The sequence below is a fragment of the Serratia sp. JUb9 genome (assembly GCF_014298095.1).
GTDB lineage: Bacteria > Pseudomonadota > Gammaproteobacteria > Enterobacterales > Enterobacteriaceae > Serratia_B > Serratia_B rhizosphaerae.
On sequence record NZ_CP060416.1, the window covers coordinates 2183675 to 2209234 of the forward strand.

The 25560-nt window shown below is 57.5% G+C and carries 26 protein-coding genes; 11 read left to right on the forward strand and 15 right to left on the reverse strand.

The features are described from left to right. Window positions 1-22: 22 nt before the first annotated feature. The 4 genes from HF675_RS10340 to HF675_RS10355 form a co-directional block, all read right to left on the reverse strand. Window positions 23-1726: an NAD(P)/FAD-dependent oxidoreductase gene (locus HF675_RS10340; RefSeq protein WP_187044554.1), complete on the reverse strand. Its 1704-nt coding sequence runs from the start codon at window positions 1724-1726 to the stop codon at window positions 23-25. Window positions 1727-1769: 43 nt separating this feature from the next. Next, a complete protein-coding gene (locus HF675_RS10345; protein ID WP_187044555.1) occupies window positions 1770-2855 on the reverse strand; it encodes a monodechloroaminopyrrolnitrin synthase PrnB family protein in 1086 nt (361 codons plus the stop codon). Beyond that, window positions 2855-4441: a tryptophan halogenase family protein gene (locus HF675_RS10350; RefSeq protein ID WP_187044556.1), complete on the reverse strand. Its 1587-nt coding sequence runs from the start codon at window positions 4439-4441 to the stop codon at window positions 2855-2857. Before HF675_RS10350 ends, HF675_RS10345 begins: the two co-directional genes overlap by 1 nt. 1257 nt (window positions 4442-5698) lie before the next feature. Next, window positions 5699-6073, reverse strand: coding sequence for a VOC family protein (locus HF675_RS10355; RefSeq protein ID WP_187044557.1), 375 nt, complete (start codon window positions 6071-6073; stop codon window positions 5699-5701). 174 nt (window positions 6074-6247) lie between these two features. Between HF675_RS10355 and HF675_RS10360 the strand changes: the two genes are divergently transcribed. After that, complete coding sequence (locus HF675_RS10360) at window positions 6248-6769, forward strand: hypothetical protein (RefSeq protein ID WP_105231463.1); 522 nt, start codon at window positions 6248-6250, stop codon at window positions 6767-6769. Between the two features lie 74 nt (window positions 6770-6843). Here HF675_RS10360 and HF675_RS10365 read toward each other — a convergent pair whose 3' ends face one another. The 4 genes from HF675_RS10365 to HF675_RS10380 all read right to left on the reverse strand — a co-directional run bounded on the left by HF675_RS10365 (window position 6844) and on the right by HF675_RS10380 (window position 10487). Beyond that, window positions 6844-7872, reverse strand: a complete 1029-nt coding sequence (locus tag HF675_RS10365) for a fatty acid desaturase (RefSeq protein WP_187044558.1) — start codon at window positions 7870-7872, stop codon at window positions 6844-6846. A gap of 331 nt (window positions 7873-8203) precedes the next feature. Further along, on the reverse strand, window positions 8204-9337 hold the full coding sequence (gene ampC / locus HF675_RS10370; protein WP_187044559.1) for a class C beta-lactamase: 1134 nt from the start codon (window positions 9335-9337) through the stop codon (window positions 8204-8206). Between the two features lie 161 nt (window positions 9338-9498). Next, the gene (locus tag HF675_RS10375; protein ID WP_187044560.1) at window positions 9499-9819 is read right to left on the reverse strand and encodes an AzlD domain-containing protein; all 321 of its coding nucleotides are present in this window, start codon (window positions 9817-9819) and stop codon (window positions 9499-9501) included. Next, on the reverse strand, window positions 9819-10487 hold the full coding sequence (locus HF675_RS10380; protein WP_187044561.1) for an AzlC family ABC transporter permease: 669 nt from the start codon (window positions 10485-10487) through the stop codon (window positions 9819-9821). The genes HF675_RS10375 and HF675_RS10380 overlap by 1 nt, the downstream gene beginning before the upstream one ends. Before the next feature lie 103 nt (window positions 10488-10590). Here HF675_RS10380 and HF675_RS10385 point away from each other — a divergent pair, with 103 nt between their 5' ends. Further along, window positions 10591-11139, forward strand: coding sequence for a helix-turn-helix domain-containing protein (locus tag HF675_RS10385; RefSeq protein WP_187044562.1), 549 nt, complete (start codon window positions 10591-10593; stop codon window positions 11137-11139). Window positions 11140-11388: 249 nt separating this feature from the next. After that, window positions 11389-11811 carry a hypothetical protein gene (locus tag HF675_RS10390; protein ID WP_187044563.1) on the forward strand — a complete coding sequence of 141 codons (423 nt, stop codon included), beginning with the start codon at window positions 11389-11391 and terminating at the stop codon, window positions 11809-11811. A 69-nt stretch (window positions 11812-11880) separates the two neighbouring features. Here HF675_RS10390 and HF675_RS10395 read toward each other — a convergent pair whose 3' ends face one another. The 6 genes from HF675_RS10395 to HF675_RS10420 form a co-directional block, all read right to left on the reverse strand. After that, window positions 11881-12720, reverse strand: coding sequence for an alpha/beta fold hydrolase (locus HF675_RS10395; protein WP_105231457.1), 840 nt, complete (start codon window positions 12718-12720; stop codon window positions 11881-11883). A gap of 150 nt (window positions 12721-12870) precedes the next feature. Beyond that, window positions 12871-13446 carry a hypothetical protein gene (locus HF675_RS10400; protein WP_105231456.1) on the reverse strand — a complete coding sequence of 192 codons (576 nt, stop codon included), beginning with the start codon at window positions 13444-13446 and terminating at the stop codon, window positions 12871-12873. A gap of 455 nt (window positions 13447-13901) precedes the next feature. After that, window positions 13902-14618, reverse strand: coding sequence for a two-component system response regulator DcuR (gene dcuR / locus HF675_RS10405; protein ID WP_105231455.1), 717 nt, complete (start codon window positions 14616-14618; stop codon window positions 13902-13904). Window positions 14619-14622: 4 nt separating this feature from the next. Beyond that, on the reverse strand, window positions 14623-16224 hold the full coding sequence (locus HF675_RS10410) for a sensor histidine kinase (protein WP_105231454.1): 1602 nt from the start codon (window positions 16222-16224) through the stop codon (window positions 14623-14625). Between the two features lie 127 nt (window positions 16225-16351). After that, a complete protein-coding gene (locus HF675_RS10415) occupies window positions 16352-17194 on the reverse strand; it encodes a class I fructose-bisphosphate aldolase (protein WP_111736942.1) in 843 nt (280 codons plus the stop codon). 125 nt (window positions 17195-17319) lie between these two features. Further along, window positions 17320-17643, reverse strand: a complete 324-nt coding sequence (locus HF675_RS10420) for a cupin domain-containing protein (protein WP_187044724.1) — start codon at window positions 17641-17643, stop codon at window positions 17320-17322. Window positions 17644-17862: 219 nt separating this feature from the next. On the opposite strand from HF675_RS10420, the gene HF675_RS10425 reads away from it, so the two are divergent. Then, on the forward strand, window positions 17863-18417 hold the full coding sequence (locus tag HF675_RS10425) for a hypothetical protein (protein ID WP_187044564.1): 555 nt from the start codon (window positions 17863-17865) through the stop codon (window positions 18415-18417). Between the two features lie 15 nt (window positions 18418-18432). Here the strand turns inward: HF675_RS10425 and HF675_RS10430 are convergent, their stop codons facing one another. Beyond that, window positions 18433-19245 carry a DeoR family transcriptional regulator gene (locus HF675_RS10430; RefSeq protein WP_105231450.1) on the reverse strand — a complete coding sequence of 271 codons (813 nt, stop codon included), beginning with the start codon at window positions 19243-19245 and terminating at the stop codon, window positions 18433-18435. Window positions 19246-19495: 250 nt separating this feature from the next. On the opposite strand from HF675_RS10430, the gene kbaZ reads away from it, so the two are divergent. From kbaZ to kbaY, 7 genes are all read left to right on the forward strand, one after another. Continuing rightward, a complete protein-coding gene (gene kbaZ, locus HF675_RS10435; protein WP_105231449.1) occupies window positions 19496-20791 on the forward strand; it encodes a tagatose-bisphosphate aldolase subunit KbaZ in 1296 nt (431 codons plus the stop codon). A 19-nt stretch (window positions 20792-20810) separates the two neighbouring features. After that, on the forward strand, window positions 20811-21284 hold the full coding sequence (agaV, locus tag HF675_RS10440; protein WP_105231448.1) for a PTS N-acetylgalactosamine transporter subunit IIB: 474 nt from the start codon (window positions 20811-20813) through the stop codon (window positions 21282-21284). 10 nt (window positions 21285-21294) lie between these two features. Continuing rightward, window positions 21295-22074 (forward strand): PTS N-acetylgalactosamine transporter subunit IIC, encoded by a 780-nt coding sequence (agaW, locus tag HF675_RS10445; protein ID WP_187044565.1) that lies wholly within the window; start codon window positions 21295-21297, stop codon window positions 22072-22074. Further along, window positions 22064-22945, forward strand: coding sequence for a PTS N-acetylgalactosamine transporter subunit IID (gene agaE, locus HF675_RS10450; protein WP_187044566.1), 882 nt, complete (start codon window positions 22064-22066; stop codon window positions 22943-22945). The genes agaW and agaE overlap by 11 nt, the downstream gene beginning before the upstream one ends. 16 nt (window positions 22946-22961) lie before the next feature. Next, window positions 22962-23396, forward strand: coding sequence for a PTS galactosamine/N-acetylgalactosamine transporter subunit IIA (gene agaF, locus HF675_RS10455; RefSeq protein ID WP_105231445.1), 435 nt, complete (start codon window positions 22962-22964; stop codon window positions 23394-23396). Window positions 23397-23481: 85 nt separating this feature from the next. Next, on the forward strand, window positions 23482-24636 hold the full coding sequence (locus HF675_RS10460; RefSeq protein ID WP_187044567.1) for an SIS domain-containing protein: 1155 nt from the start codon (window positions 23482-23484) through the stop codon (window positions 24634-24636). 8 nt (window positions 24637-24644) lie between these two features. Continuing rightward, window positions 24645-25523 carry a tagatose-bisphosphate aldolase subunit KbaY gene (gene kbaY / locus HF675_RS10465; protein WP_187044568.1) on the forward strand — a complete coding sequence of 293 codons (879 nt, stop codon included), beginning with the start codon at window positions 24645-24647 and terminating at the stop codon, window positions 25521-25523. The last annotated feature ends 37 nt before the right edge of the window (window positions 25524-25560 follow it).

The window sequence follows — 25560 nt, forward strand, 5'->3', positions numbered from 1 at the left end:
TTTTTGGCTCCTCGACGGCCGGCTACTTCTTCTGCATCAAGCCGATGCGGGTGGTGATGTACGCCTTGAGTAGCGCAAACATCGGGTTGTAGTCGAAGTACTTTTTCACCTCTGCCGGCGCGCTGGTCTGTGTCCAGTACATCAGCTTCATCGCCGGCAGCAGGCTGTGCTTCGAGTTGTTGAGCTGCGGTTTTTCCCCGGTGATGCAGTAGCCGAAGCCGAACATATGCTTGGCGAAGTCCCGTTCGTCGATGAGGGCGTGGATCCGCGCTGCGGCCTCCTTGGGCGGCTTATGCCCGGCGCTTACGGCCTCGATCTCGGCTTTGGCGTCGTTGAACAGCTGATAGTAGCCCTCCATGTCTGCGCACAGGTACCCGAGGTACGGGGGATCGTTGTCAAGGTGATCGAGATCGCCTTCGTTGCGCGACGCGCGGAACCTTGCGTGCGCCTGCACGAGCCGGAACTGCCCGAGGATCGTGCCGACGGCCCATAGCCGGTGGAACGCGTCCCACAGGCGGAAGTCCGAAAACGCCGTGTAGCAGCAGCTGACGAAGTCGTCGTTGTGGTCCAAAAGTTTTTGCTGCAGGCGTTCGATGTATTCGAAGCGTTCCGGGGAGAAGTCGTCGTCGTTCAGTGCCTTGATGAGGCGAGCCGCGAGCGCATGGATAGTCACCGCGGTGTTCTCTAGCCCACGGGAGAAGAGCGGGTCGATGAAGCCGTTCGCGTGCAGCATCAGGCAGTAGCGGTCGCCGACGCAGCTGCTTGATGAGAACTGCAGGCGGTCGGTCCTGATCCAGTCGCGCACCGGCACGGCGTCGCGGAACTGCGCCCCGATGCTCGGGAAGCGTGCGAGGAACTCGTCGAATTCTTGCTGCGCGGAGATGTCCGTTTTCGGGTAGACACGCGGGTCTAGCTGCAGGCCGACGCTCACCAGGTTGTTGGTCGAGCGCGGGTGGTTGTTGAACGGAATCACCCAGAGCCAGCCGCCCTTGAACATGTGGTGTAAGGTCCCCTCGTGCCAGCGCCAGCGCTGTCCTTTGACTTTAAAGATGTCGTCGAACGGTTTGACCCCGAGCATGTGCGTGTAGAGGCTGCGTGAGTGCGTCTTGAAGCGACACGGCTCTTCGCGGAGATTGAACTTGACCGCGAGCGGCGCGCGAGGCCCTCCGCAGTCGATCATGTAGCGGCCGGTGAAGCGTTCGTCCTGCGTGGTGGTTACCGCGACGCCGTCTTTATCGGCGTGGAATTCGGTCACTTTCGTATTCTGGAGGACCGTGCAGCCGTATTTAATGGCGACTTGCAACAAATAGGCGTCGACGTCCTGCCGGTAATAGTGGCTCTCCGGCCCCCAGGGCAGCTCGGGAATGACGCACTGCGTGAACTCCTTCGGGTTGTGTTCTTGACCCGGCCTGTGGAACACGAAGCCGAAGTTGCGTTTGATGCCGGTGCTCGACGCCACATAACGCTGCGTTGAGTAGAACGACGTGATGTGATCGAGTTCTGGAATGCCGTAGCGATCGGCAATGATGCGGTTCATCAGCGACGTCTCGGGAATCGACGATTCGCCGATCGTGAAGCGCGGGTGCGACGACGCCTCGATAATCAGCACGCGAAACTGCTGTTTGGCCAGAATCGCTCCCATTTGGGTGCCGGACATGCCCGAACCGATGATGATCACGTCAAAGTGGTTGTTATCGCGCCCGTCTGCGGGGCTCTTCTGAGTCATGAGGGCAAATCTCCTAATGAGAGGAAACAGATGGCCGCGCGCGTCAGGACGGGTTGAGGGCGGCGCGGATGCGGGTGCGTGCGGCAAGCGTGAGCGTGAGCAGATCGCCGAGCATGCTGGGCGCGTATCCGCCACTGCCGACAGCGGGGCCGCTGCGCCCGGCTTCGTACACCCGCTCCGCCAATTGATGATGCGGCGCCCGGAAGCGCAGCAGAATCACGAAGACCCGGTTGAGAGCCGCCAGCCCGGCCCGGACGTGCTCGTCCTGCGTAGCGGCCGCTCGCGCTTCGCCGATCGCGCGGTCGACGAGCGCCGGCTTCCCGGCAAAACGGGCGTAGACAGCCCGGTACGCGGGAAGTACATAGGGCAGATAGGTCTCTTTGAATTCCAGATAGGCGGGATGATCCGATTGCGATCCCCACAGGACATGCTCCAGCACGAAGAGGGGCATTTCTACGGCGCCGGGGCCAAGGTAGCTCTGGCCCCCGACTTGAATCGGTTCGTAGAAGGGGCGGAGCTCATCGTAGAAGACCTGCGGCGAGATAAAGCGGTACGCGTAGACGATCGATTCAACCATTTTTTGCAGATAGGCTGCCAACTCGTCGCATTCTTGTGCGAACGCGGGCGAGCGTAGAGGCACGTCGGACAGCTCGACGGTCACCGCGATGGCGGCCTCGAGAGCCGCCATCGAGATACGCACGCTCTCAAGCAGGTGCATTTCGTCGCTGAGCCCGGTATAGCTCCGCTGCGCGTCGGCTTCTGCAGGGTTCCAGACCGTCACATGCAGGAGCGTCTCCCGCGGCGGCAGGTCGGTTATGCGCGCCAGGTCGAGCAGCAGCGGCTCAAGCCCGGGCACCACGTCCGCAGGTTCGTGTCCGTGCCGCTTGAGCGACCCCAGAAAGAACCCGATGTCCCGCATCGCGGCGGCAGCTTCGGTGAAGCCCCAGCCGGAGGGCACGCCGCGCACCGGCAGGAGATCGCGCAGCAGGCCGACGATGCCGGGCACGTCCTGATTACGGTTCAATCCTGGCAGTTGCAGAACAAGCGAGCTGGCCTGTAGAGGATCGCAGGCCGCCACGGCCGTGTGCGTGGCCGCGAATGCACGTGCCCGCTCCAGAGTGCGTTCCACTACAGGCTCTCCGTCGATGCGGGCCTGTTGCCTTGGTGCAGCGACCGCAGGTAGTCATAGTTTGTCGGCAGGCTTGCCCGCAGGCGCTCGGCCTCGCGCTGAATGCGGGCGAACATTGCCTCGGCTTTTTCGACAGACTCCGGCCGCAGTTGCAAGAGCGGCAGCGATCGGTCGGGCAGCATGTCCAGGCCGGCAAAGATGCAGTAGTAGTTGCCGTTCAGCCAGAAGTTCTTGAATTCGTAGTCGAAGGTATCATAGTACGTGGCATCGTCGAACGACGTGGTGGTCAACGGCAGCCCCGCCTTGTAGCGTTCAATCTTCTCCTGGATGGCGTCAGATAGCCGCAGGTCGTGCCGGTTCGCGAGCCAGAACGATGTGTCTTCTCGCGACGTGGTGAAGTAGTGCGCTTGGACAAAGTCTCGGCAGTCGTCGAACATGTAGACGATCTCGGCGTTGAACGCGTCGGCCAACCGCGGGTCGAACGCGGTGTCGGGGAAATGCTTCACGAGTTGGTACAGCGCCGCATAGATGAAGTAGATACCCGTCGATTCCAGAGGCTCCAAAAAGCACGACGCCAGCCCGATAGAGACGCAGTTGTTGACCCACGATCGCTTGTTGCGCCCGACCCGGAACGAGATCTGGTTGAGCGGCTGATTGTCCGAAAGGTCCCAGAGCTTGAGGAAGTCGGCGGTGGCCCGATCGCGAGAGGTGAACTTGCTGGAAAAGACGTAGCCGCTGCCAAACCGGCCCAGCATCGGAATCTTCCAGGTCCAGCCCGCGTTCATGGCGATCGAGGAGGTGTAGGGTTCGACCCCCGCTTGAGCGTCGTCGTTGGGTACGGCGGTGGCGACCGCGCTGTCGCACAGCAGGTAGTCGGACATGTCAATAAAGGGCTCTTTCAGGGCCTGGTTGATCAAGAGCCCGCGCATGCCGGAGCAGTCGATAAACAGATCCGCCTCCAGCTTCCGGCCCTCCTTGGTGGATAGACTGGAGATGAAGCCGTGGTCGTTCAGGTTAACCTCCACGACCTCGTCGACCACGCGGTTCACCCCGCGGTCGACGGCCCAGCGTTTCAGGAAGTCGGCCACCAAATGCGCGTCGAAGTGCCACGCGTGGGACATCTGGCGGCTGCCGTCGTGCAGGCACGGAGCCAGATTGCCATCAAGCGCTCCGGGCTGCGGATAGCAGGCGTACGCCATCGACTGTTGAAAACCCTGCTCGCGTTTGCGTAGCCAGTAGTGGGTAAGCGGCACGCCGTCGCAGTTCGGCACATTGCCGAACAAATGGTAGAAGTAATCGTTGTGCGAGCGATCAGGAGACTCTCTCCAGTTCACGAACTTGATGCCGGCCTTGAACGCGCCGTTCACCTGGGGCATCCATTCCCGCTCCGGTATCCCGAGAAAGTCGAAGAACACCTTCTGCAAACTCGGGATGGTCGCTTCGCCTACGCCGATCCGAGGGATCGCTGCAGACTCGATGAGCGTAATGTTCGCCTGCTGCTGGAGCGCTCGGATGAGGTACGAAGCGGACATCCAGCCCGCAGTGCCGCCGCCCACGATGACGATATTCTTGATCGGTTTGCTCATGACACTCTCCCATGGGAGTTTATGGGTATTTTAGACTGGAGTCTAATTTAGGTCGGATTCTAACCAGATTAGACTCTGGTCTAAAAAGTGCAAATGCCGCTGCCGAATGAAATGAATTACAGCGGATTGCCGCGAGATCAAACGCTCAGTGAAAAGCGCTTCTAAATGATAGAGAAATCAGCTGATTGTGATCCCTTGAGCTACGTGAACGGGCCGTCAGAATGGTGCTTGAGCAATGCGTCGAATATAAATCTGAATGGGAAGCCATTCACTTTATATTTTTAGAGGAGTAACTAATAGCTTAAAGAAAATAATGGTTGGCATTGTGAATTGTTCTTGTTATTAATAATCCCCTAAATGGATTTATTTATTTTGATAAGTAAAATTCTTTTATTACATGGCAATATCGCCCAGTGATGATGGTTTTCAACCGAAAAAACATGAGGCAGCAGAAAATTTTTAATATAAAAACGAATAGACGAAAGGGGTAGGGAGGGACTGGATGGCAGTTATAGATAAAATCCCGGTTATGTAAGAATGCGCGATTGCACGCCATTGTTGATGTTGCTCAACAATCATCACAGACGCTGGCGTGTTGAATTCTGCTTGGCCTACTGTATTTACTGCCCCCAGGGCTGCTCGCTGATATATTGTAAGAAGCTCATCATACCGAGGCAAACCAGTACGCCGACTATCACTATTACCGCTAATCTCATAATGCTACCTTCCGGTTGTTTAGTTATCTGTTGCATGATTTGCTCGCGGGCAGGCGCGTGAGCAAAACAAACTTATTTACCTTATGAATCATTGGCAATCCAGTATAGCCAGAACAGGCAAAGGTTGGGAGCAGGGAGGTAAAACGGTGAGACAACGGACGTAAAACAGGACTGATATCTATAACCAGCGTGTCGCTGTCTGTTTGTGCCAAGTCGTTAGGAAACTGCTTTACGAGCCGGAGGCACGCAGACCCTTTTTTTACACCTCCGATAACTTATTGATATGCAATTGGTTTTCTGGGCGGTGAAAAATAACCTTTTTGTGCGCCATCGCCGGCAGTGCTTTTAAAAACAACGGGCTAGTGCTAATCTGCAACAGTTCACTGCCGTACAGGCAGCTTAGAAATCCCATCCATCGGATACAGCTAGTTGAAATAAGTTCACTGCCGTACAGGCAGCTTAGAAAAAATAGCCACCAACTACGGGTTTCCAGTCCCGGTTCACTGCCGTACAGGCAGCCTCCATTTCCTTATCGCTATTTTCATTCATCAGGCCGATGGCAGACCATTTCAATATTATGGCCGTCCGGCGCAATCACAAAGGCGGCGTAGTAATTGGCGTGATAATTGGGGCGCAGGCCCGGTGCGCCGTTATCTGTACCGCCGGCCGTCAGCGCCGCGCGGTAGAAATCATCCACCTGCCGACGGCTGTCGGCGACAAACGCCAGGTGTAGGTGCGCCGGCCGTTCTGCGGTTTGGTACAGACACAGTGATGCGTTGCTGGGAGAACTTAACTCTACGCCGTAGTCCGGCGTTCCTTCAGCAACCACGCTTACACCCAATGGCGCCAATGCGTTGAGAAAGAAGGTCTTGCTGGCGGCATAGTCGCTAACGCCGAATTTAACGTGGTCAAACATAAGTTCCCCTAAAAGTGGGCAGTGCGTGCCACTCCAGTATAGCCACACCGGCGGTGTGCGTGCCGCCATGCTGTGACTTTTCTTATTCATCCAGCGTGTTTTTGACGGGGTGAGGCTTTACAACTATAAAAATAAGACCTGAGTATCACAATTGATGGTTTATCTGGGGGTACTATGTTCGACAAGTTCGAAAATGAAGATGATTTCCTGAGTTCGTTACCGAAATATTTGCGCGATCCCATTGTTAAATTTCATACCGCTATTAAAGAAACAATCGATAGTTTATCGCCTGAATCCTCTGAGCTTTTCCAATCCACGCTGAAACAAATGAAATCATTATCCCATGAGGTAGGGGAGTTTATTCACATTCGTGCCAGTCATCTTTCAGATTTATTTAGCAAACCGCTCACGTTTTTCAAGGATACCTTGGAAGGCGCTAAGAACCTTGCTGATAAAGTGGGGAATTCTTTCCATGAGATTAAGGAAAAGTATGATCAGCTGACGGATAAACCCAGCCATATTTTCGAGGGGATCAAACATTGGTTCGACGGCCTGCTGGGGGATAAGCAGGAAAAAACCAGCGCTGCGGAATTTAATTTGTACCTTGATGGACACGATCATGCGGCACCGGCGCACAGCGCTATCGACGTTAACGGCATTGCAACGTCTCATGCGGATATGCATTCAGTGATGTAAGCAGGCGCGAGAATCGCCCGGCCCGGCCCTGACTCAGGTGGTGCAGGGGCGCGCAGTTCTCGCGTTTTTACCGTTTACTCCGCGGCTCCCCAACGGTTGGCCCGGCCGAATGAGCCATAGTCGTTAAACCTGACGCCCATCTCTCTCATTACGCGGTGCGCCTTTGCCGCAGTCAACTGGCGGATATAGAACGGCTCATTAACCACGAAGTGGTGAATGCTGTGCGTGCTGCCGAAATTAAAACAAAACAGCTGCAGCGGCCATAGCCACCAAGGGTTCATCACCTGCGTCTGCTGCAGGATATTGTTGTGCTCTATATCGCCATGATAATGCATATTTGAACTGACGAAGTGCAGGCAAAAGCTCCAGAGAATATTGGGGCCAATCAGTACCACCACCAACATGTCGAGATAGCCGATCGGCGCTTGTGCTGCGCCGGACCAGGTAATCGGCATGCCGCTCAGCGTAGCAGCAAAATCTATGCCGTGTACGATCAGGAACAGATACCACAGCCCCCAGGTAAGAAAAGCGACGGGGAAGAACGCTTTGAGGCCGGTCAGTAATACCCCTCGCAGGTCGCCTTTGCCTTTGTCCTGCCAGGCGACGACGGCCAGTGCCACCATCAGATCCGCCGTCATCAGCAGCCGGAGCACTCCCCATCGAGTGCCGTTGCTGAGCGCACGTTCTTCAAGATCCTGCTCTGAGCCGGAATACTGGTGGTGTTTAAGGTGCAGCGTTTTACGCGCCCACGGGTTAGCGCTGCTTGGCCTGACGATCCACACTAAGGTCATCATCAGGTGATACATAAAGCGATTTTTTTTAAAATAGAGGTTATGAATTAAATCGTGTTCTATTTCATGGGCTAAAGAGAGACACAGTGCATTCAGCAGCAGGCATAACCACCAGGAAATCTGCTGATGAATATAGAGCGTCGAGACGGCAACCAGTGAAAATATCGAGAAGAGCAAGATGCCTAAGCCGATGGCGTTCTGATATTTCAACACGGGGAAGCGCAGCTTAACGTCATTACCTGCCGCGATAATCTGTTGGCGGATGTATTTTACCCTGGCGGGCAGGCTGAGCGGTGGGGCCTCGTCGACCATTTTCATCTCTTCACTATCCAAGTAAATCGGCGGATACTACTCACCACATTCCCTGAGTGGTTATCTTCGGCCACGGTAGCTGAGATGATTTCCTTGTAATAAGTAAAGGTAGAAACAATGAGGTGATTAACAAGTAGCGCTTAAGTTTGGCGTGTGCGATAGATTTGCCAGGAAATGATTAATGTACCAATTATTCAACGGATAATGATTAATTCCGCCTGTTTTTTTAGACGCTTGTTTCAGACTTTTACGCAAAAAAACTGTCGCATTATGACTCAGCATTACCAGAGGAAAACCGGGGGACGCATGCCCCCCCGAAAGGCGATGATGCTCAGCGCGTCAGGCTCTGTACAATCTGGTATACCGCTTTTACACGCTCATCATTAGGGAAGTTTTTATTTGCCAGCATCACAACGGCGGTTTTCTGCGCGGGGATAAATACCGCGTAGGTGGCAAAACCGTTGGTCGAGCCGGTTTTGTTGTACCAGGCCTGCTGCTGAGGAGCCTGCGGCGGGGTTATTGCCTGTGCCGGCACGCCATTCATGATCACTTTCGCATCATTGCCCGCCAGCAGCGTATCCAGTGTGACCGGGTAAGGGTAGCTTTCCCACATCAGGTCCTGCGTGAACTCGCTGGCGTGGTAGTAGCCGCGATGAACGCCATCCAGCGCCTGCCGCCAGTCAGGCGCTACCTTGACCAGCCCCATATTGGCGTTCAGGTAACGGATCAGATCGCTGCTGCTGGATTTCAGGCCGTAAGATTCAGCATCCAGCGGGCCGGGGGTAACGCGCACCGGTTTATCTTCTTTATTGTAGCCCTGAGCATAATCTTTCTGAGCGGCCGGCGGCACATTGACATAGCTGTGCGTCATGCCCAGAGCTGGCAGCAAACGTTGCTCCATCGCGATGGTAAACGGCTGCGCCAGGCTTTTGGCGGTGATCATGCCCAGCAGACCAATTCCCAGGTTGGAATATACCCGGTAGCTGCCTATTGGGTGCGAGGGCTGCCACTGGCGGTAATAGTCCATCAGCTGTTGTTCATTGGTGATCTCATCCGGCACAAACAGCGGCAGACCGGAGGTATGGGTCGCCAGGTTCAGCAGGCTGACGCGGTCAAAGGCGCTGCCTTGCAGTTGCGGCAGGTAATGGCTGGCCGGTTGCGCCCAGTCAAGCTTGCCGGCGTGTTGCGCATAGGCGGCCAGCGTGGCGGTAAAGGTTTTGCTCAGCGAGCCGATCTCAAACAGCGTGTTCTGCGTAACCGGCAGCTTGCTCTGTTTGGATGCCACGCCGTAATTGTAGAATTGCGGTTTGCCGTCAACGGAAACGGCGATGGTCATACCCGGCACCGCGTATTTTTCCATTAATGGTTGTACGACTTTATCGATCTCTGCCTTATCGACGGCGTGACCGAACGCCGGCAGTAAAGCCAGGCACAGGGGAAGCAGGGGAAGCGTTTTTTTCAGCATAATAAAGTTAACCGAAGCGATGCATCACATGTCTTGGAAGTGCCGAACTGTCAGTCCGGCACCGATGGTTAATGCGCAATTTATCCCGTTGCGCTGAAATTACATCATAGAACAGTTACGCTTGGTTATTATCATTATTTTGGTTATGCGAATCATTCCGCTCAGGGCAGGCCAAGCCAGCGCAGCAGTGCGGTCACTGCGGCCGCGGCGACCAGCACGATAATTAACGGTACTTTACGCCAGGTGAGCAGTAAGCCGGTCAAGACGCCGACCACCCGCGCCGCGCCGGCGAAATGCTGATCTTCGAACAGCGTGGCGATAACGGCGACCGCCAGCAACAGCGTGGTGGCGGCATCCGCAAGCAGGTCGCGGGTGGTGGTGGAAAAGGCCATTTTTTGGCCGAGCAGGGCGCCGCTCAGGCGCAGCAGGTAGGTGCCGGCGGCCAGGATAATCATGCCGGTAACAATGGTGTGCAGTGACATCAACGCGTCCTCTTTCTGATCAGCAGCCCTAACAGGGCAAACAGCACCGGCATGCCAATGGGCGCCCAGGGTACGGCCGCCAGCGCGAACGCCGTGCCGGAAACGGCGGAGAGCAGGGTGCGGCGGTTTTTCAACGCTGAGACGATCAGCGCCAGCAAAATCGTCGGGAAGACGGCATCCAGACCAATGCTGTGCACGTCCGGGATTAAATTGCCGATCGAACCGCCGACAATCACCCCCAGCGGCCAGCACAGCGCGATACCGAGACCGCACAGCCAGTAAGCCGCCTTGCGCGCTGGCAGCGTCGGTTGCGATACGCCGAACACCACGCTTTCATCGTTCATAATATGGCAGCCGAGAAAGCGCGCCGGGCCGTGGCCGATCAAATCCTTCACCGCCATGCCGAAAGGCATATGGCGCGCGTTGACCAACAGCCCGGCGGTCGCTGCGGCAAATGGGCTGCCGCCGCCGGCGACGATGCCAATAAACAGAAACTCGGACGCGCCGGCCAGCACCAGGACTGACAGCGCCAGCGGCACCCACAGCGGGAAGCCGTAGCCGGTAGCCAGCGAGCCGTAAGAGACGCCCACGATCCCATCGGCGAGGCAGACCAGCACGATGCCTTTGACCACCCCACTGTTTAGCACGCTCAAGCGGTTGAACTTCATCTCCATGACCTTATAACGAACGAAAGTTTTGTTATAATGAACAACGCTGAAGTGTTTTACAAGTCGAACGATCGTTCGTTATAGGATTAAGGTGCCGTAATTTATGACGCAACCGATAACCATTATTGCCGATGCGCTGGTGCGTGAACGCCAGCGTGCGGGCCTCTCTCTGGCTGAGGTCGCCCGGCGTGCGGGCATCGCTAAATCGACGTTGTCGCAGTTGGAGGCGGCTAACGGCAACCCCAGTCTGGAAACGCTGTGGTCGTTGTGCGTCGCCCTGGATATTCCGTTTGCCAGGCTGATGGAGCCACAGCAAAACAGCACGCAGGTGATCCGTCGCGGCGAAGGGCCGACGGTGGTGGCGGAAATGGCCGACTACACCGCTGCGCTGTTGGCGACCTGTCCGCCGGGGGCGCGGCGTGATATCTATTTGCTGACGACCCAGCCCGGCGCCGACCGCATTTCGCAGCCGCACTCGCCCGGTTCGGTGGAACATATCATCATCACTCAAGGCCGGGCGCTGGTCGGGCTGATTGATACGCCGGTCGAGCTGTATGCCGGCGACTATATCTGTTATCCCGGCGATAGGGCGCATATCTTCAAGGCGCTGGAGCCTGATACGCTGGCGGTGCTGGTTTCGGAGCAGAATTGAGTCGATGGCGCCGGTTATCCGCCAGATTAATTAACTATTGTAATTAGCGTAATCACTTTCATTCTCATTTGGCCGTCATTTATAATCCTGCGGCCTGCCGTTTTTATAGCCATTAATAAGAATGCTAATTAACTCTGTCCCAAGCTTTCGGCGCTCAGCGCCGCAGCGGTGGGGCCAGGGGGAGATCTTTACGGCAAGCGTCCCCCTCGGAATGGCATTCGCATAAACAGGGATTTCAGGAGAATGTTGATGAAACGGAGCTTACCGCTACTGACGGCGGTGCTGATGGGCGCGGCGTCTGCGGCCGCAGGCGCGACCTTTGATTTACAATATCACCCGCCGGAAGCGGCCGATCGGAAAGCGGGTAATGCGCAGCAGCCCCTCAAGCCTGTGCCGCGCCACCAAATATGGAATGCGGAAAAACTGGCGCAGGACAATCAGCGGGCGGAGAGTGAAGAGCAGGCTCAAGCACTGGCGGATTACCAGCGCCAGCGGCAACGCGCGCATATTCTGGGGGAGCAGCGGGAGCGGATTCGACGGTACCCGAACAGCACGCGACCGGCGGCCAGAGACTATCTGGTGAACTGTATGCCGCCGGGGGACCGCGGCAGCCTGAAATGGGATGATGAAGGACGCGACCCGAGCCTGTGCGGGCGCATCAGCTGGGACTGAACATTCGCAAGAAAAACAAAAGGCCGGTCGCTGTTGACGTCCGGCCTTTCAGCGTGCGGCGACACGTTTTCAGGATGCCATCGCCTCTTCAACCAACAGAAAACCGTTCATCACGTCGTTGAAATAATCTGCCGCAAAGCGGCTTTCCATATAAATAAAGTGGCCAGCCTGCGGTACGGTAATAAATTCGCAGTTATTGATATAATTACTGAGTTCCTTAATATCTTGCGCTGTAGTGTATTCGTCCTGCTCGCCGTTAATGAACAGTATCGGCGTATCGATTTGTCGGAAGGTATCGATATAATCCGCCTGATTAAACTCGGTAATCTGCGCAACGTGGTAACGAACCTGCTTTTGCGCTGACTCATCAAACTGCCGCAAATGTTCGTAGTTCACCTGCTTTAACAGATTCGGCAGATATTTGCCGACCTCGGTGTTCAGCAGCATAGCCGCTTCATCGCCTTTGCCTTCATCCAGTAGTTTTTTACCCTGGCTGACGTAGTAATTCATCGCGTCGTTAACCTTGGTGGAGAACGAAGCAACGACGGCTTTGCGGATGGAGCGCGGGCGGGAGGAGAGCGCCATCAGTGCTGCCAGTCCGCCCCAGGAGATAGAGAGCAGATAAGACGGTTCATAATGGTTAATCAAACTCTGCAGAATGAAAACCTCATCGCTTTTCGCCAGCGGTTTGGTTAAATCATTGTGCTGACGGGACTGACCAAGGAACGGTAAATCGAAGAGAATGACGTTAACCCGGTTCTTGAAGTTTCGTACGCAGCTGCGAAAAGCCAGCGTGGTTGAAAAAGATCCATTAACGCAGATGACGGAATCCGTGACGCCGGGGTACATATATCGCTCTACATAGACCTGCCAGTCACCGACGCGAACAATTTCTGTTTCTGGTTTCATTTCCCACCCCCATGAATAACAATAAAATGATGCCGGCCCCTCAGAATGGCGCAGCAAACCCTGGCAAATATGTGAAAATTATTGCGTTCCGGTTATTTTGTTTCTGCGGCCAGAACGACCGCAGAGCGATATTATGAATCCGGGTATGGCTTACGCTGCGTGGTGTACGGCAGCGTCTGCGGCGTCAGTCACGCCGTTAACTTCTACAGCAGCAGGAGTAGCAGCAGCGGCAACGTCGCCACCGGTCTGCTCCAGTGCAGAGATCAGCGCGTCGGTTGCGTCAGTCGCACCGGATACGCCGTCGGTGACGTGGTCAACCACACCAGATACGCCGTCGGTGACGTGGTCAACAACTTTGCCGACATCGCCGCCCAGGTCGCTGATTTTATCCAGTACGCCGCCAACAAAATCAGTCACATTGCCGGCCAGGTCGCCTACGGTGCCAGCCACATCACCCACCAGACCCAGCAGAGAGCCTGCTACGCCGGAAAGCAGGCCGCCAACGCTGCCGGCTACGCCGCTAATCACACCCCACAGGCCGCCGCTGCCTGAAGTTACAGCGTCAACGACACCGCCGATAGCGCCGGTAGCGTTGTCAACGGTAGAGTCGACCAGATCGCCTACGGTGCCAGACACGCCGCCAACCAGATCGCCCGCAGTACCGGTAACGGAACCAACCAGATCGCTTGCGGTGTCAGCGACGTCTTTCACGATATTATCAGCCATAAATCCTCCTAAAAACCTTGCAGGGTTTTGCATTAACAGGGTAAGCATCCAAGCGAGAGTTATTCATCCATTCGCCTATAAAGTTAGAACCAGATCACGCTGATGATCAAAGTTTAATTAAGTATTAAACCCATGTTAAAAAGTTATAAATCGTGTGATTTTTTATAAAATAATTAAATATCAATGGATTGAAATTCTGGTTCGCTCATCGGATAAGTGAAATTTTTAGGAATAATTCTATTCACACAGTTTTATTACTGTTGTTTTATTAATTAATTGTGACGCAAACATTACCGTAGCGATATGTTCTGAATTTGTTAATAAAATTTACGTTTAGCGCTGAACTTTGCCGGCTTTATCCGCTGGCAGTGCAATAAACGCCCGATGCCGGCGACGGGCAGAAGAAGGGGGGAAGCGCGCATGTGTTATGCCGGCGCGCGGGGCGGCGAAGAGGGTCAGCGGCAATACGATTGCAACAGGCCCAGCGCATCGGCGTTGAGCTGATAGAGATACACCGGCCGGCCGGTGGTGCCGTACATAATGCGGGTGCTGAGGATCTCGCTGTCAGCCAGATAAATTAAATATTTACGGCATGAGACCCGTGATATGCCGATGGCGTTGGCCAGGTTGTCGGTGGAAAACTCCTCATCACGCTGCTGTTCAATCCACTCACATACCGTGCGCAGCGTAATGCTGGTTAACCCTTTCGGCAGTTTCTTGTTTTCGCTGCCGTTCGGCTGGCGGCGCAGCAGATTATCCACGTCAGACTGCGCGCAAAATGTACGCTGCGCCAACAGCTGTGACTGCTGCTGATAGTGGCTCAGCGCCTGTTTGAAACGGGTGAACTGAAAGGGCTTGATCAGATAATCCACCACGCCGTAATGCAGCGCTTTTTGCACCGTGTCGACGTCGCTGGCGGAAGAGATGACGATGACGTCAGTTTTCTCCCCCAGTTCGCGCAGCGCCGGCAGCAGGTCTAACCCATTCTCCTGCTTCATATAAATATCCAGCAGCACCAGGTCGATACGGGCGCTGGCGTCGGTGAGCAGGGCATGTGCCTGCGCCAGCGTTGCCACCGTGGCCTGGCAGTGAAAGCCCTTGACCTGGCTCAGGTAATATTTATTGAGTTCCGCCACCATGGGATCGTCATCGACAATCAGTACGTTAATCATGTTTTCAGCTCTTGGCCTGATAGGGAATATGCACATAAAACTGGGTCAGTTCACCCGGTTCAGAGTCAAAATCAATACTGCCGCCCAGCTTTTGCAGGTGGCTGAGAATTAATGCCAGGCCGATGCCGCGTCCTGACCCTTTGGTTGAAAATCCCTGTTCAAAAATGCGCGAGCCGACGATCGGATCGATGCCCGGACCGTCGTCACTGACGGTACAGTGTAAATGATTGCCATTGTGATGGAAGCTCAGGGTAATTTCATGTCCTTCCTCACCGTCGATGGCCTCAATGGCGTTTTCGATTAAATTACCCAGCACGCTGATCAGCACATGGGTGGTTTCCGCCTCTGCCGCTTCCGGCAGCAGGCTGTCCTCATCAATCACCAGATCGATGCCGGCCTCCTGCGCACGGTTGATTTTGGCGATAAAAAAGCCTGCGACTTCAGGCGATTTTATCCGGCGCAGCAGGGTGCCGATCTCTTCCTGATAGGTGCTGGCGGTATTGATCACATAGTTTTCCAACTGCTGATACGCCTTCATATGCAGCATGCCGAGGATCACGTGCAGCTTGTTCATAAACTCATGCGACTGCACCCGCAGCGCATCGGCATATTGCGTCATGCCGCTGAGGCGCTGCAGCAGTTGGCTGACCTCGGTTTTGTCACGAAAGGTCGCAATCGCGCCGACCACCTGTCCCTGAACGATCACCGGCACGGTATTGACCAGCAGTTCACTGCCGTTAAAGGCGATCTGCCGGTCGCGTCGTGGTTTACCGCTGGCCAGTACCTCTGCCAGATGCAATTGCGCCGGCCAGTGTTTGCTGGCGGCGCTGAGCAGCAGGTTTTCAACCGGCCCGCTCTGCCGCAGCAGCCGCTTAGCCTCATCATTGACGATACTGATGCGTGATTGATTATCGACGGCAATCACGCCTTCTTTAATCGATTGCAGCATCGCATTGCGCTGTTCGAACAGGTTGGAAATTTCGTAAGGCTCAAAACCGAGCATAATGCGTTTCAGCGCTTTTACCAGACAGAACGTGCCCAGCGAGCCGACCAGTGCGGCGAAGGCCAGCGTCCAGTAGATGATCCAGCGGCTCTCGTCGATAACCCGCTCGACGGTATCCAGCGCAATGCCCAGCGCTACCACGCCGATCTGCTGGTGGCGGGCGTTATAAACCGGCACAAACACGCGCAGCGCCGGAGCCAGCGCGCCGCGGTTAATGGCGCTGTTTAACTGGCCGCGCAGCGCCGGCGCCAGGTCGTTGCCGATAAAATGATGGCCGATCAGCGCCGGTTTGGGGTGCGAATAGCGGATGCCGTCCATATCCAGCACCACCACGAACAGCAGTTCATTATGCTGACGCACCTGCTCGGCGAAGCGCTGAATAGCGCCGTCCTGCCGCCGGTTCTGCAGCCCGTCGACGATGGTGTCGGACAGCGCCAGCGTTTCGGCGATAGCCATGGCTTTACGCTGCAGCTGGCTTTGTCCTTCATGGTCCATCTGGACAAAAAACAGCGCGTAAACCACCATCAGCACCGAGGCGATAATGGCGGACACCATCAGCGTAACCGAGGTGCTGAGCTTCAGCGGAAGCCTTGGCTGTGACATAAGAATTCTCCGGAGCAGGTTGTGACGCGCTATTCTAACGGGGAAAGGGGACGGGTGCAGTTACCGGCTGCAGATTACCACGGCCGGCAGCGGAGAACGGGAGTTATTTTAGTTACATAACGATGCGCTATGCCTGATGGTAAATCTCCAGCGCCTGCTCGCCGCCGGCGCCCTGGTGGATAATCGCCATCAATGCGCGCACCACCTGCGCCGGGTTATCGTGCTGATAAACGTTGCGGCCATACACCATTCCGCTGGCGCCTTGCGCCATCAGCGCGGCGGACTTGTCCAGCACCGCGCGCAGCTCGCCTTTGCCGCCGCCGCGCACCAGCGTCGGGCAGCGGGCCGCTTCGACGATGCGGTGAAAATCTTCCACCCGTTCGGTCGGGTCGGCCTTGATGATATCGGCGCCCAGTTCGCGCGCCAGCCGCACCAGCGGCACCATTTTCTCCACATCACCGATCGAGCCGTAGGCAGCACCCTGGCCGGCCGGCGCCATCACCAGCGGCTCGATCATCAGCGGCATGGCGTAACGCTCGCAGGCGTGACGCAAACGGCCGATGTTCTCCACGCACTGGCGGAAAATGCCGGGCTCATCCGGGATCATATACAGGTTGACCACCACCGCGGCGGCATCCATTTGCAGGGCGGCGAGGATCGGCTGCTCCGGATTATGCAGCACCGCCCACATTTCACGATGGCGGGCGGCGTTATAGGCATTGCCGACGTCGGTGCGCATTACCAGCGCCGGCTTGTTGCGCTGCGGGGCAGCCTGCAGCAGGTCGGCCTGGCCGTAATTGACCTGAATGGCGTCCGGGCGGGCGTCGATCAGGCTGCTCATCACCCGTTCGATATTCTCCAGGCCGGACAAAAAATCCGGCTCGTTGGCGATACCGTGGTCGATCGCCACATCCAGACATTTACCCTGATTAAACAGCCGGTTCATCCTTGCTTGATTACCGATTTGCATACCCTGTCTCCGCCCGGTTTACCGTCTACACAGTATTGGCGAGGATGCGCCGCGCTGAGCGAACAATCGCTTAAATTGCGCTGCGGCTCGCAATTTTTAACCGGGGAGAACAGGGAGGACGCGGCTCAGGTCAGGAAATCCTCCCGCTGCGGGGTAAAAGTATCCAGCAGGACGCCGGCTTCCAGACAGACGCAGCCGTGCACCACGTGAGGCCGCTTATACAGCGTATCGCCGGCGCTGACCTGATGCGTCTCCCCGCCGATGGTGAATTCAAAACGTCCGGACAACACGTAGGTCAGCTGCTCATGGGGGTGGCTGTGCAACGGCCCCACCGCGCCGGCGAGAAAGTGCACCTCCACGGCCATCATGCCGCCGCCGTGAGCCAGAATACGGCGCGATACGCCATCGCCCAGCGTTTCCAGCCGGGTATCTTGTTTAAATACAAACATCATGCGCTCCTGATAACGGATGAGTCCGCTGAGGGTAAATTAAAACGATGTTTTAATTTTTGCAAGGGCTGCGCGCGCCGCTGGCGGAGCATGGAATATTGAACCAGGCAGCAACCGGGGGCGCGTTGGCAGTTGCGCGCGCGGACCCGGCGACAGTATGCTAATCCTGCCCGATTTTATGGGGCGCTCGATTATCGCCAGGAAATAAGGGAATCCGTTATGCAAGTTACACGTCGGTTATTACCACTGATGATGCTTATACCGCTGTCGGCGCCGTTACTGGCGATAGCGCAGCAGGAGCCGCTGCTGAAGAGCCATGCCGCGTCTGCGTCGCAAAGCAAAGCGCGAATCCCCAGCCTGCTGCTTGGCCGGTGGCGCGTGACGAAGACGCTGCTGACACAGGCCGCCGTCTGCTGGGATCGGCAGCAGATCGACAGCGTGCTGAATACGCAGATCAGCTATCAGCCGGACGGTTTTAGCTGGAACAACCAGCAGCGGCGCAGTCTGGGCGTGGTAAGCAGTACGGTTGAGGAGCAGGAGTTTGTTGAGGATAACTCGGATGCCGATTCCGAGACGCCGGCCGTCGATTTCGCCATGCTTGGCATCATTGCGCCAGCGGTGGAGCGGATCGCCATCATGCATACAGCGAAAGACTCAGCCTCCAATACGCCGGATGACGACGAATTCCCCGGCGCGACGGTGCTGATCAAGAACCCGGACACGCTGATCTTCTCAATGTGCAACCAGTACTTTGAGGCCCAGCGTCAGCGCTAAATGCTGACGCTGGCGTCAGACCTTCACCCGCACTACCTCGATCCCACTTTTTTGCAGCTCGCCGAGGCTGTCTGCGGGAATGCCCTCATCGGTGATAATGGTATCGATACGCTGGGTATCGATGATTTTGTGCAGGCTGGAACGGTTGAACTTGCTGGAGTCGGTCACCACGATGATACGTTCCGCCACTTCGCACATCCGGCGGTTCAGGCGCGCTTCGTCTTCATTGTGGGTGCTGATACCGCGCTCCGGATCGATAGCGTCGACGCCGAGAAACAGCATATCGAAGTGGTAATTCAGCAGCGCCTGCTCCGCCTGGTCGCCGTAAAACGAGAGCGACTGGCGGCGCAGGTGGCCGCCGGTCATTAACAGCTCTACGCCTTCCGCCTCCAGCAACGCGTTGCCGACGTTCATGCCGTTGGTCATCGCGATCACCTCATGGTGGTGACGCATCAGCCGGGCTATTTCGCAGGTGGTGGTGCCGGAGTCGAGTATCACCCGACTGCCGGGCAGGATCATATCGGCCGCTACCTGGGCGATGCCGTGTTTTAACGCCGTATTCAGCGAACTTTTCGCTGCGACACTGGGTTCGGCTGCGGGGAGCGTACCGTCGCAGATCAGCGCGCCGCCGTAGGCGCGCACGGCAATGCCCTGTTTTTCCAGGAATGCCAGATCGTTGCGAATGGTCACCGTTGAGACGCCAAACCAGGCGGAAAGATCGTTAACCTGCACGCTTCCTTGCTGCCGCAACCGCTGGATAATCTGTTCACGCCGTTCGCTGGTGCCGGTGGCGCGCTTGTCGGCGGAAAAGTCGCTGCTGCTGCTCATATGAGCTCCTTTCATTAAATCTTTCGTTTCATTTCGATTCGCCTATTAACCCCTTTCCTTTGACAGAATGCAAGCGTAAAAATGCCGCCTTCAGTGCGCTTCCTCACGTCTGCACTCTTTCATTTGCTTTCTTTTGTGAAACAGATCGGAAAATTAATATCTTTCGTTTTGTTTTTTAAACACCCTGCAGCAGGATAAAAGAAACGAAACGAAATGCATCGCCGCGCGTCAGCCGGAGAGGGGGAGGAAAGTGAAGCAGCTAACCGAGATGGTAAACAGGCACAAACAAGGGCAGACGAACGGCATTTATGCCGTGTGCTCTGCGCATCCGCTGGTGCTGGAAGCGGCATTGCGCTACGCCCGGCAGCGGCAGACGCCTTTACTGATTGAGGCGACGTCCAATCAGGTCGACCAGTTTGGCGGTTATACCGGCATGACGCCGGCGGACTTTCGCGGCTTTGTCTGCCAGCTGGCGCAGAAGCTGGATTTCCCCGCATCGCAGATTATTTTCGGCGGCGACCACCTCGGCCCCAACCGCTGGCAGAGCCAGCCTGCCGAGCAGGCGATGACGCAGGCGGAAACGCTGATCGAAAGCTACGTCGCCGCCGGCTTTAAAAAGATTCACCTGGATTGCAGCATGCCCTGCGCGGATGATCCGCAGCCGCTGAGCGATGCGATCGTCGCCGAACGCGCCGCGCGGCTGGCGCAGGTGGCCGAGCGTACCTGCCGCACGCAGTTTGGCGTTTCCGATCTGGCGTATGTGATCGGCACCGAGGTGCCGGTTCCCGGCGGCGCGCATGAAACCCTGACGACGCTGGCGGTTACCGCCCCGGACGCCGCGCGGGCGACGCTGGCCGCACATCGTCAGGCGTTTGAACGGCAGGGGCTGGGCGACGTCTGGCCGAGGATTATCGCGTTGGTGGTGCAGCCCGGCGTCGAGTTCGACCATACGCAGGTAATTGATTACCAGCCGCAACAGGCCGTGGCGCTCAGCGCCATGGTGGAGTCCTGCGATACGCTGGTGTTTGAAGCGCATTCCACCGATTACCAGACGCCGCAGGCGCTGCGTCAACTGGTGAAAGACCATTTCGCGATACTGAAAGTCGGGCCGGCGCTGACCTTCGCCCTGCGCGAGGCGCTGTTTGCGCTGGCGGCGATCGAGCAGGAACTGCTGCCGGCGAACGCCTGCTCCGGCCTGCGTCAGGTGCTGGAACAGGTGATGCTCAAACGGCCGGAATACTGGCGCAGCCACTATCACGGCGATGAGTCCGCCCGTCGGCTGGCGCGCGGCTACAGCTACTCCGACCGCATACGCTATTACTGGCCGGATGAACAGATTGAGCAGGCATTTACACAGCTGCTGCGCAACCTGACGGACACGCCAATCCCGCAGCCGCTGCTCAGCCAGTATTTACCGCTGCAGTACCCCAAGGTGCGGGCGGGAACGCTGGCTGCCGCGCCGCGTGCGCTGATTATCGACCATATCCAGAACGTTTTGGGCCAGTACCACGCCGCCTGTCAGGGCGAGGCCCTGCGTTCCGCATAACAACAACGAGGAAAACGCTATGCCGAACATTGTATTAAGCCGTATCGACGAACGTTTGATTCATGGTCAGGTGGGCGTTCAGTGGGTCGGGTTCGCCGGTGCGAATCTGGTGCTGGTGGCCAACGACGAGGTGGCTGCGGATCCGGTGCAGCAAAACCTGATGGAGATGGTGTTAGCGGAGGGCATTGCGGTGCGCTTCTGGTCGCTGCAGAAGGTGATCGACAACATTCACCGCGCCGCCGATCGGCAAAAAATCCTGCTGGTCTGCAAGACGCCGGCGGATTTTCTCACGCTGGTGCAGGGCGGGGTGCCCGTGACGCGCATCAACGTGGGCAATATGCATTACGTCGAAGGTAAACGGCAAATCGCCAAAACGGTCTCCGTCGACGCCGGCGATATCGCCGCGTTTCACGGCCTGCAAACCGCCGGGGTTGAGTGCTTTGTGCAGGGCGTACCGACGGAACCCGCGTTGGATCTGTTCAAACAACTGTGAGGGACAGGTAATGGAAATCACTCTGCTGCAGGCCTGCGCGCTGGGCATTCTCGCCTTTATCGCCGGCCTGGATATGTTTGACGGTTTAACCCATATGCACCGCCCGGTGGTGCTTGGTCCGCTGGTGGGGCTGATCCTCGGCGACCTGCATACCGGCATTCTGACCGGCGGCACGCTGGAGCTGGTGTGGATGGGGCTGGCGCCGCTGGCGGGCGCGCAGCCGCCCAATGTGATTATCGGCACCATCGTCGGCACCACCTTTGCCATCACCACCGGGGTAAAACCGGACGTCGCCGTCGGCGTCGCGGTGCCGTTCGCCGTGGCGGTGCAGATGGGAATCACCTTCCTGTTCTCGGTGATGTCCGGCGTGATGTCACGCTGCGACAGGATGGCGGCCAACGCCGATACCAAAGGCATTGAGCGGGTGAACTACCTGGCGATGCTGGCGTTGGGATGCTTCTACTTTCTGTGCGCGTTCCTGCCGATTTACTTTGGCGCGGAACACGCCAAAACCGCGATCGATGTGCTGCCGGCGCGGCTGATTGACGGCCTTGGCGTGGCGGGCGGCATTATGCCGGCCATCGGCTTCGCCGTGCTGCTGAAGATCATGATGAAAAATGTCTATATCCCCTATTTTATCATCGGCTTTGTGGCGGCGGCCTGGCTGAAGCTGCCGGTGCTGGCGATTGCCGCGGCGGCGCTGGCGATGGCGCTGATTGATTTGTACCGCAAAGGCCCTGAACCCAATGCGCCGGCCCCAAAGCAGGAGGAATTCGAAGATGGCATCTAACCCGACCACGCTGCCGAACAACGTTTCAGACGGAGAGGAGACGCTGCTGACCGGCGCTAATGAGAACCGGTATGAAGACCAGCGCGTCGGCGCGGAGCTGAGCCGCAAGGACATCAACCGCGTCGCCTGGCGCTCCATGCTGCTGCAGGCCTCGTTCAACTACGAACGCATGCAGGCCGCCGGCTGGCTGTACGGTCTGCTGCCGGCGCTGAAAAAAATCCATACCAACCCGCGCGATCTGGCGCGGGCGATGAAAGGACATATGGGGTTCTTTAACACCCACCCGTTTCTGGTGACCTTTGTCATCGGCATTATTCTGGCGATGGAGCGCTCCAAGCAGGACGTGAACAGCATCCAAAGCACCAAAATCGCCGTCGGCGCGCCGCTCGGCGGCATCGGCGACGCCATGTTCTGGCTGACGCTGCTGCCGATTTGCGGCGGTATCGGCGCCAGCCTGGCACTGCAGGGTTCGATCCTCGGCGCGGTGATCTTCCTGCTGCTGTTTAACGTGGTGCACCTGGGGCTGCGCTTTGGGCTGGCTCACTATGCCTATCGCATGGGCGTGGCGGCGATCCCGCTGCTGAAAGCCAATACCCGGCGGGTCGGCCATGCGGCGTCGATCGTCGGCATGACGGTGATTGGCGCGCTGGTGGCGACCTACGTACGTTTGTCGACGACGCTGGAGATCACCGCCGGTGACGCGGTGGTCAAGCTGCAGAGCGACGTGATCGACAAGCTGATGCCGGCCTTCCTGCCGCTGATGTATACCTTGCTGATGTACTACCTGGTGCGGCGCGGCTGGAGTCCGCTGCGGCTAATCGCGATCACCGTGGTGTTGGCGATAGTCGGTAAGTTCGCTCACTTTCTGTAAGCCGGAGGCGTTCACGATGATAGGCATTATTCTTTGCGGCCACGGCGGCTTCGCCAGCGGGCTGGCGCGGGCGATGACGCAGATACTGGGCGAGCAGCCGCAGTTTATGGCGATCGATTTTACCGAAAGTTCGAGCACATCGCTGCTGACCGCACAGTTGGAGCAGGCGGTTGCGGCACTCGATGCGCACGAGGATCTGGTGTTTCTGACCGACCTGCTGGGGGGCACGCCGTTCCGCGTCGCGTCGACGCTGGCGATGCAGCAGCCGGGGCGGGAAGTGATTACCGGCACCAATCTGCAACTTTTGTTGGAGATGGTGCTGGAGCGTGAGGGGCTGAGCAGCGAAGCATTTCGCCGGCAGGCGCTGGCGTGCGGACGCCGCGGGTTGACCAGCCTGGCGGATGAGCTGGGGCGCTGCCGAGAGGAAAAGCCGCTGGAAGAGGGCATATAACCCACTGCATGCGAATAGCCCAAAACGTCATCAGGCGAAATGCCGCCACGCCCGATATTGATGTCACACGACTAAGGATGAAGTTATGCCACAAACCGAGACTTGCCCGACCGTTGCTACGGGCACCTGGACAGAAGCCGAGATCCGCCAGCAGCCGGCCAGTTGGCTACGGGCGTTAAATGCTATCGATAACCTGCGCCAGTCGCTTGAGCAGTTTCTTGCGCCGCTGCTATTGAATGAGGATTTACGCATTGTGCTGACCGGCGCCGGCACCTCGGCGTTTATCGGCGAGATTATCGCCCCCTGGCTGACGTGCTACACGGGCAAGAATTTCAGCGCGTTGCCCACCACCGATCTGGTCACCAACCCGATGGACTACCTGAACGCCGCCCACCCGCTGCTGCTGGTCTCCTTTGGCCGCTCTGGTAACAGTCCGGAAAGCCTGGCGGCCATTGAGCTGGCGAATCAGCTTGTGCCGGAATGCCATCACCTGGTGATTACCTGTAATGAGGGCGGCAGCCTGTATCAAAACGCGCGTGACGACGGCAATGCCTTCGCACTGCTGATGCCGGCAGAAACGCACGATCGCGGTTTTGCCATGACCAGCAGCATCACCACCATGATGCTCAGCTGTCTGGCGGCGTTTGTGCCGGCGGTATTTAACGTCGGGGCGTTCCGCGACGTAGCCGAGCGCTGCCGCAGCATTCTGGCGTCGCTGGACGATGTCCGCGAGGGCGTGTTCGGCAGCCTGCCGTGGAAGCGCGTCGCCTACCTCGGCAGCGGCGGCCTGCAGGGGGCGGCGCGCGAAGCCGCGCTGAAAGTGCTGGAGCTGACCGCCGGCCGGCTGGCGGCGTTTTACGATTCGCCGGCCGGCTTCCGTCACGGCCCGAAATCGCTGGTGGATGACGAGACGCTGGTGGTGGTGTTTATTTCCAGTCATCCCTATACGCGGCGTTACGACCTGGATCTGCTGGCCGAGCTGCGGCGTGATAACCAGGCGATGCGCGTGCTGGCGATCGCGGCGGAGCCGGACGCGATGGTTGAGCAAGGCCCGCATATCCTGCTGCCGCCTTCACGCGGGTTCAACGATGTGGAGCTGGCGTTCTGTTTCCTGATGTATGCGCAGATGTTCGCACTGAGCGAATCGCTGAAAGCGGGCATCACGCCGGATACGCCTTCCGCCAGCGGCGCGGTAAACCGGGTGGTGCAGGGCGTGGTTATTCATGCATGGCAAGCGTAGGAGGCACCATGAGCATTATTTCCACCAAGTATCTGTTACTGGACGCGCAGGCCAACGGCTACGCCGTGCCGGCGTTCAATATTCATAATGCCGAGACTATTCAGGCGATTTTGGAAGTGTGCGCCGAACTGCGCTCGCCGGTGATCTTGGCGGGTACGCCCGGCACCTTCAGACATATCGCTTTTGACGAGATCTATGCGCTGTGCCGCGCCTATTCCGACAGCTATCGGATGCCGCTGGCGCTGCATCTCGACCACCATGAATCGCTGGATGATATCCGCCGCAAGGTGCAGACCGGGGTACGCAGCGCGATGATCGACGGCAGCCATTTGCCGTTTGACGATAACGTCCGGCTGGTGGCGTCGGTGGTGGCGTATTGTCACCGTCATGACTGCAGCGTGGAGGCCGAGCTGGGCCGCCTGGGCGGCGTGGAGGATGATATGGCCACCGACGCAGAGCAGGCGTTTATGACCGATCCACAGGAGGCGCGGCGCTTTGTGGCGCAGACCGGCGTCGACAGCCTGGCCGTCGCCATCGGCACCGCGCACGGCTTATACACCAAGCGGCCGAAGATTGATTTTCAGCGGCTGGCGGCCATTCGCGATGTGGTCAGCGTGCCGCTGGTGCTGCACGGCGCCAGCGATGTGCCGGACGACTTCGTGCGCCGGGCGATTGAACTCGGTGTCTGCAAAGTCAACATTGCCACCGAGCTGAAGATCGCCTTCGCCGGGGCGGTGAAGCAGTGGTTTGCCGATAACCCGCAGGGCAACGATCCCCGTTATTACCTGCGCGTGGGCATGGATGCAATGAAAGAGGTGGTCAGCAATAAAATCAGCCTGTGCGGCTCGGCGGGTCGCATCGGCGCGGAGACGGCGCTGACGGCGTAATGCGCCGTTATTACCGTTACCTTCGATAACAACAATA

Excerpts from the sequence above, each read along its gene's own strand:
- HF675_RS10395 (WP_105231457.1), bottom strand. The coding sequence starts at position 12,720 with ATGAAACCAGAAACAGAAATTGTTCGCGTCGGTGACTGGCAGGTCTAT.
- HF675_RS10420 (WP_187044724.1), bottom strand. The coding sequence starts at position 17,643 with ATGTTTGTATTTAAACAAGATACCCGGCTGGAAACGCTGGGCGATGGC.
- HF675_RS10410 (WP_105231454.1), bottom strand. The coding sequence starts at position 16,224 with ATGTCACAGCCAAGGCTTCCGCTGAAGCTCAGCACCTCGGTTACGCTG.
- HF675_RS10400 (WP_105231456.1), bottom strand. The coding sequence starts at position 13,446 with ATGGCTGATAATATCGTGAAAGACGTCGCTGACACCGCAAGCGATCTG.
- agaF (WP_105231445.1), top strand. The coding sequence starts at position 22,962 with ATGATAGGCATTATTCTTTGCGGCCACGGCGGCTTCGCCAGCGGGCTG.
- agaE (WP_187044566.1), top strand. The coding sequence starts at position 22,064 with ATGGCATCTAACCCGACCACGCTGCCGAACAACGTTTCAGACGGAGAG.
- dcuR (WP_105231455.1), bottom strand. The coding sequence starts at position 14,618 with ATGATTAACGTACTGATTGTCGATGACGATCCCATGGTGGCGGAACTC.
- HF675_RS10415 (WP_111736942.1), bottom strand. The coding sequence starts at position 17,194 with ATGCAAATCGGTAATCAAGCAAGGATGAACCGGCTGTTTAATCAGGGT.
- HF675_RS10460 (WP_187044567.1), top strand. The coding sequence starts at position 23,482 with ATGCCACAAACCGAGACTTGCCCGACCGTTGCTACGGGCACCTGGACA.
- agaW (WP_187044565.1), top strand. The coding sequence starts at position 21,295 with ATGGAAATCACTCTGCTGCAGGCCTGCGCGCTGGGCATTCTCGCCTTT.
- kbaY (WP_187044568.1), top strand. The coding sequence starts at position 24,645 with ATGAGCATTATTTCCACCAAGTATCTGTTACTGGACGCGCAGGCCAAC.
- HF675_RS10375 (WP_187044560.1), bottom strand. The coding sequence starts at position 9,819 with ATGTCACTGCACACCATTGTTACCGGCATGATTATCCTGGCCGCCGGC.
- HF675_RS10425 (WP_187044564.1), top strand. The coding sequence starts at position 17,863 with ATGCAAGTTACACGTCGGTTATTACCACTGATGATGCTTATACCGCTG.
- HF675_RS10350 (WP_187044556.1), bottom strand. The coding sequence starts at position 4,441 with ATGAGCAAACCGATCAAGAATATCGTCATCGTGGGCGGCGGCACTGCG.
- HF675_RS10355 (WP_187044557.1), bottom strand. The coding sequence starts at position 6,073 with ATGTTTGACCACGTTAAATTCGGCGTTAGCGACTATGCCGCCAGCAAG.
- HF675_RS10380 (WP_187044561.1), bottom strand. The coding sequence starts at position 10,487 with ATGAAGTTCAACCGCTTGAGCGTGCTAAACAGTGGGGTGGTCAAAGGC.
- agaV (WP_105231448.1), top strand. The coding sequence starts at position 20,811 with ATGCCGAACATTGTATTAAGCCGTATCGACGAACGTTTGATTCATGGT.
- HF675_RS10340 (WP_187044554.1), bottom strand. The coding sequence starts at position 1,726 with ATGACTCAGAAGAGCCCCGCAGACGGGCGCGATAACAACCACTTTGAC.
- HF675_RS10365 (WP_187044558.1), bottom strand. The coding sequence starts at position 7,872 with ATGGTCGACGAGGCCCCACCGCTCAGCCTGCCCGCCAGGGTAAAATAC.
- HF675_RS10430 (WP_105231450.1), bottom strand. The coding sequence starts at position 19,245 with ATGAGCAGCAGCAGCGACTTTTCCGCCGACAAGCGCGCCACCGGCACC.
- ampC (WP_187044559.1), bottom strand. The coding sequence starts at position 9,337 with ATGCTGAAAAAAACGCTTCCCCTGCTTCCCCTGTGCCTGGCTTTACTG.
- HF675_RS10390 (WP_187044563.1), top strand. The coding sequence starts at position 11,389 with ATGAAACGGAGCTTACCGCTACTGACGGCGGTGCTGATGGGCGCGGCG.
- HF675_RS10385 (WP_187044562.1), top strand. The coding sequence starts at position 10,591 with ATGACGCAACCGATAACCATTATTGCCGATGCGCTGGTGCGTGAACGC.
- HF675_RS10360 (WP_105231463.1), top strand. The coding sequence starts at position 6,248 with ATGTTCGACAAGTTCGAAAATGAAGATGATTTCCTGAGTTCGTTACCG.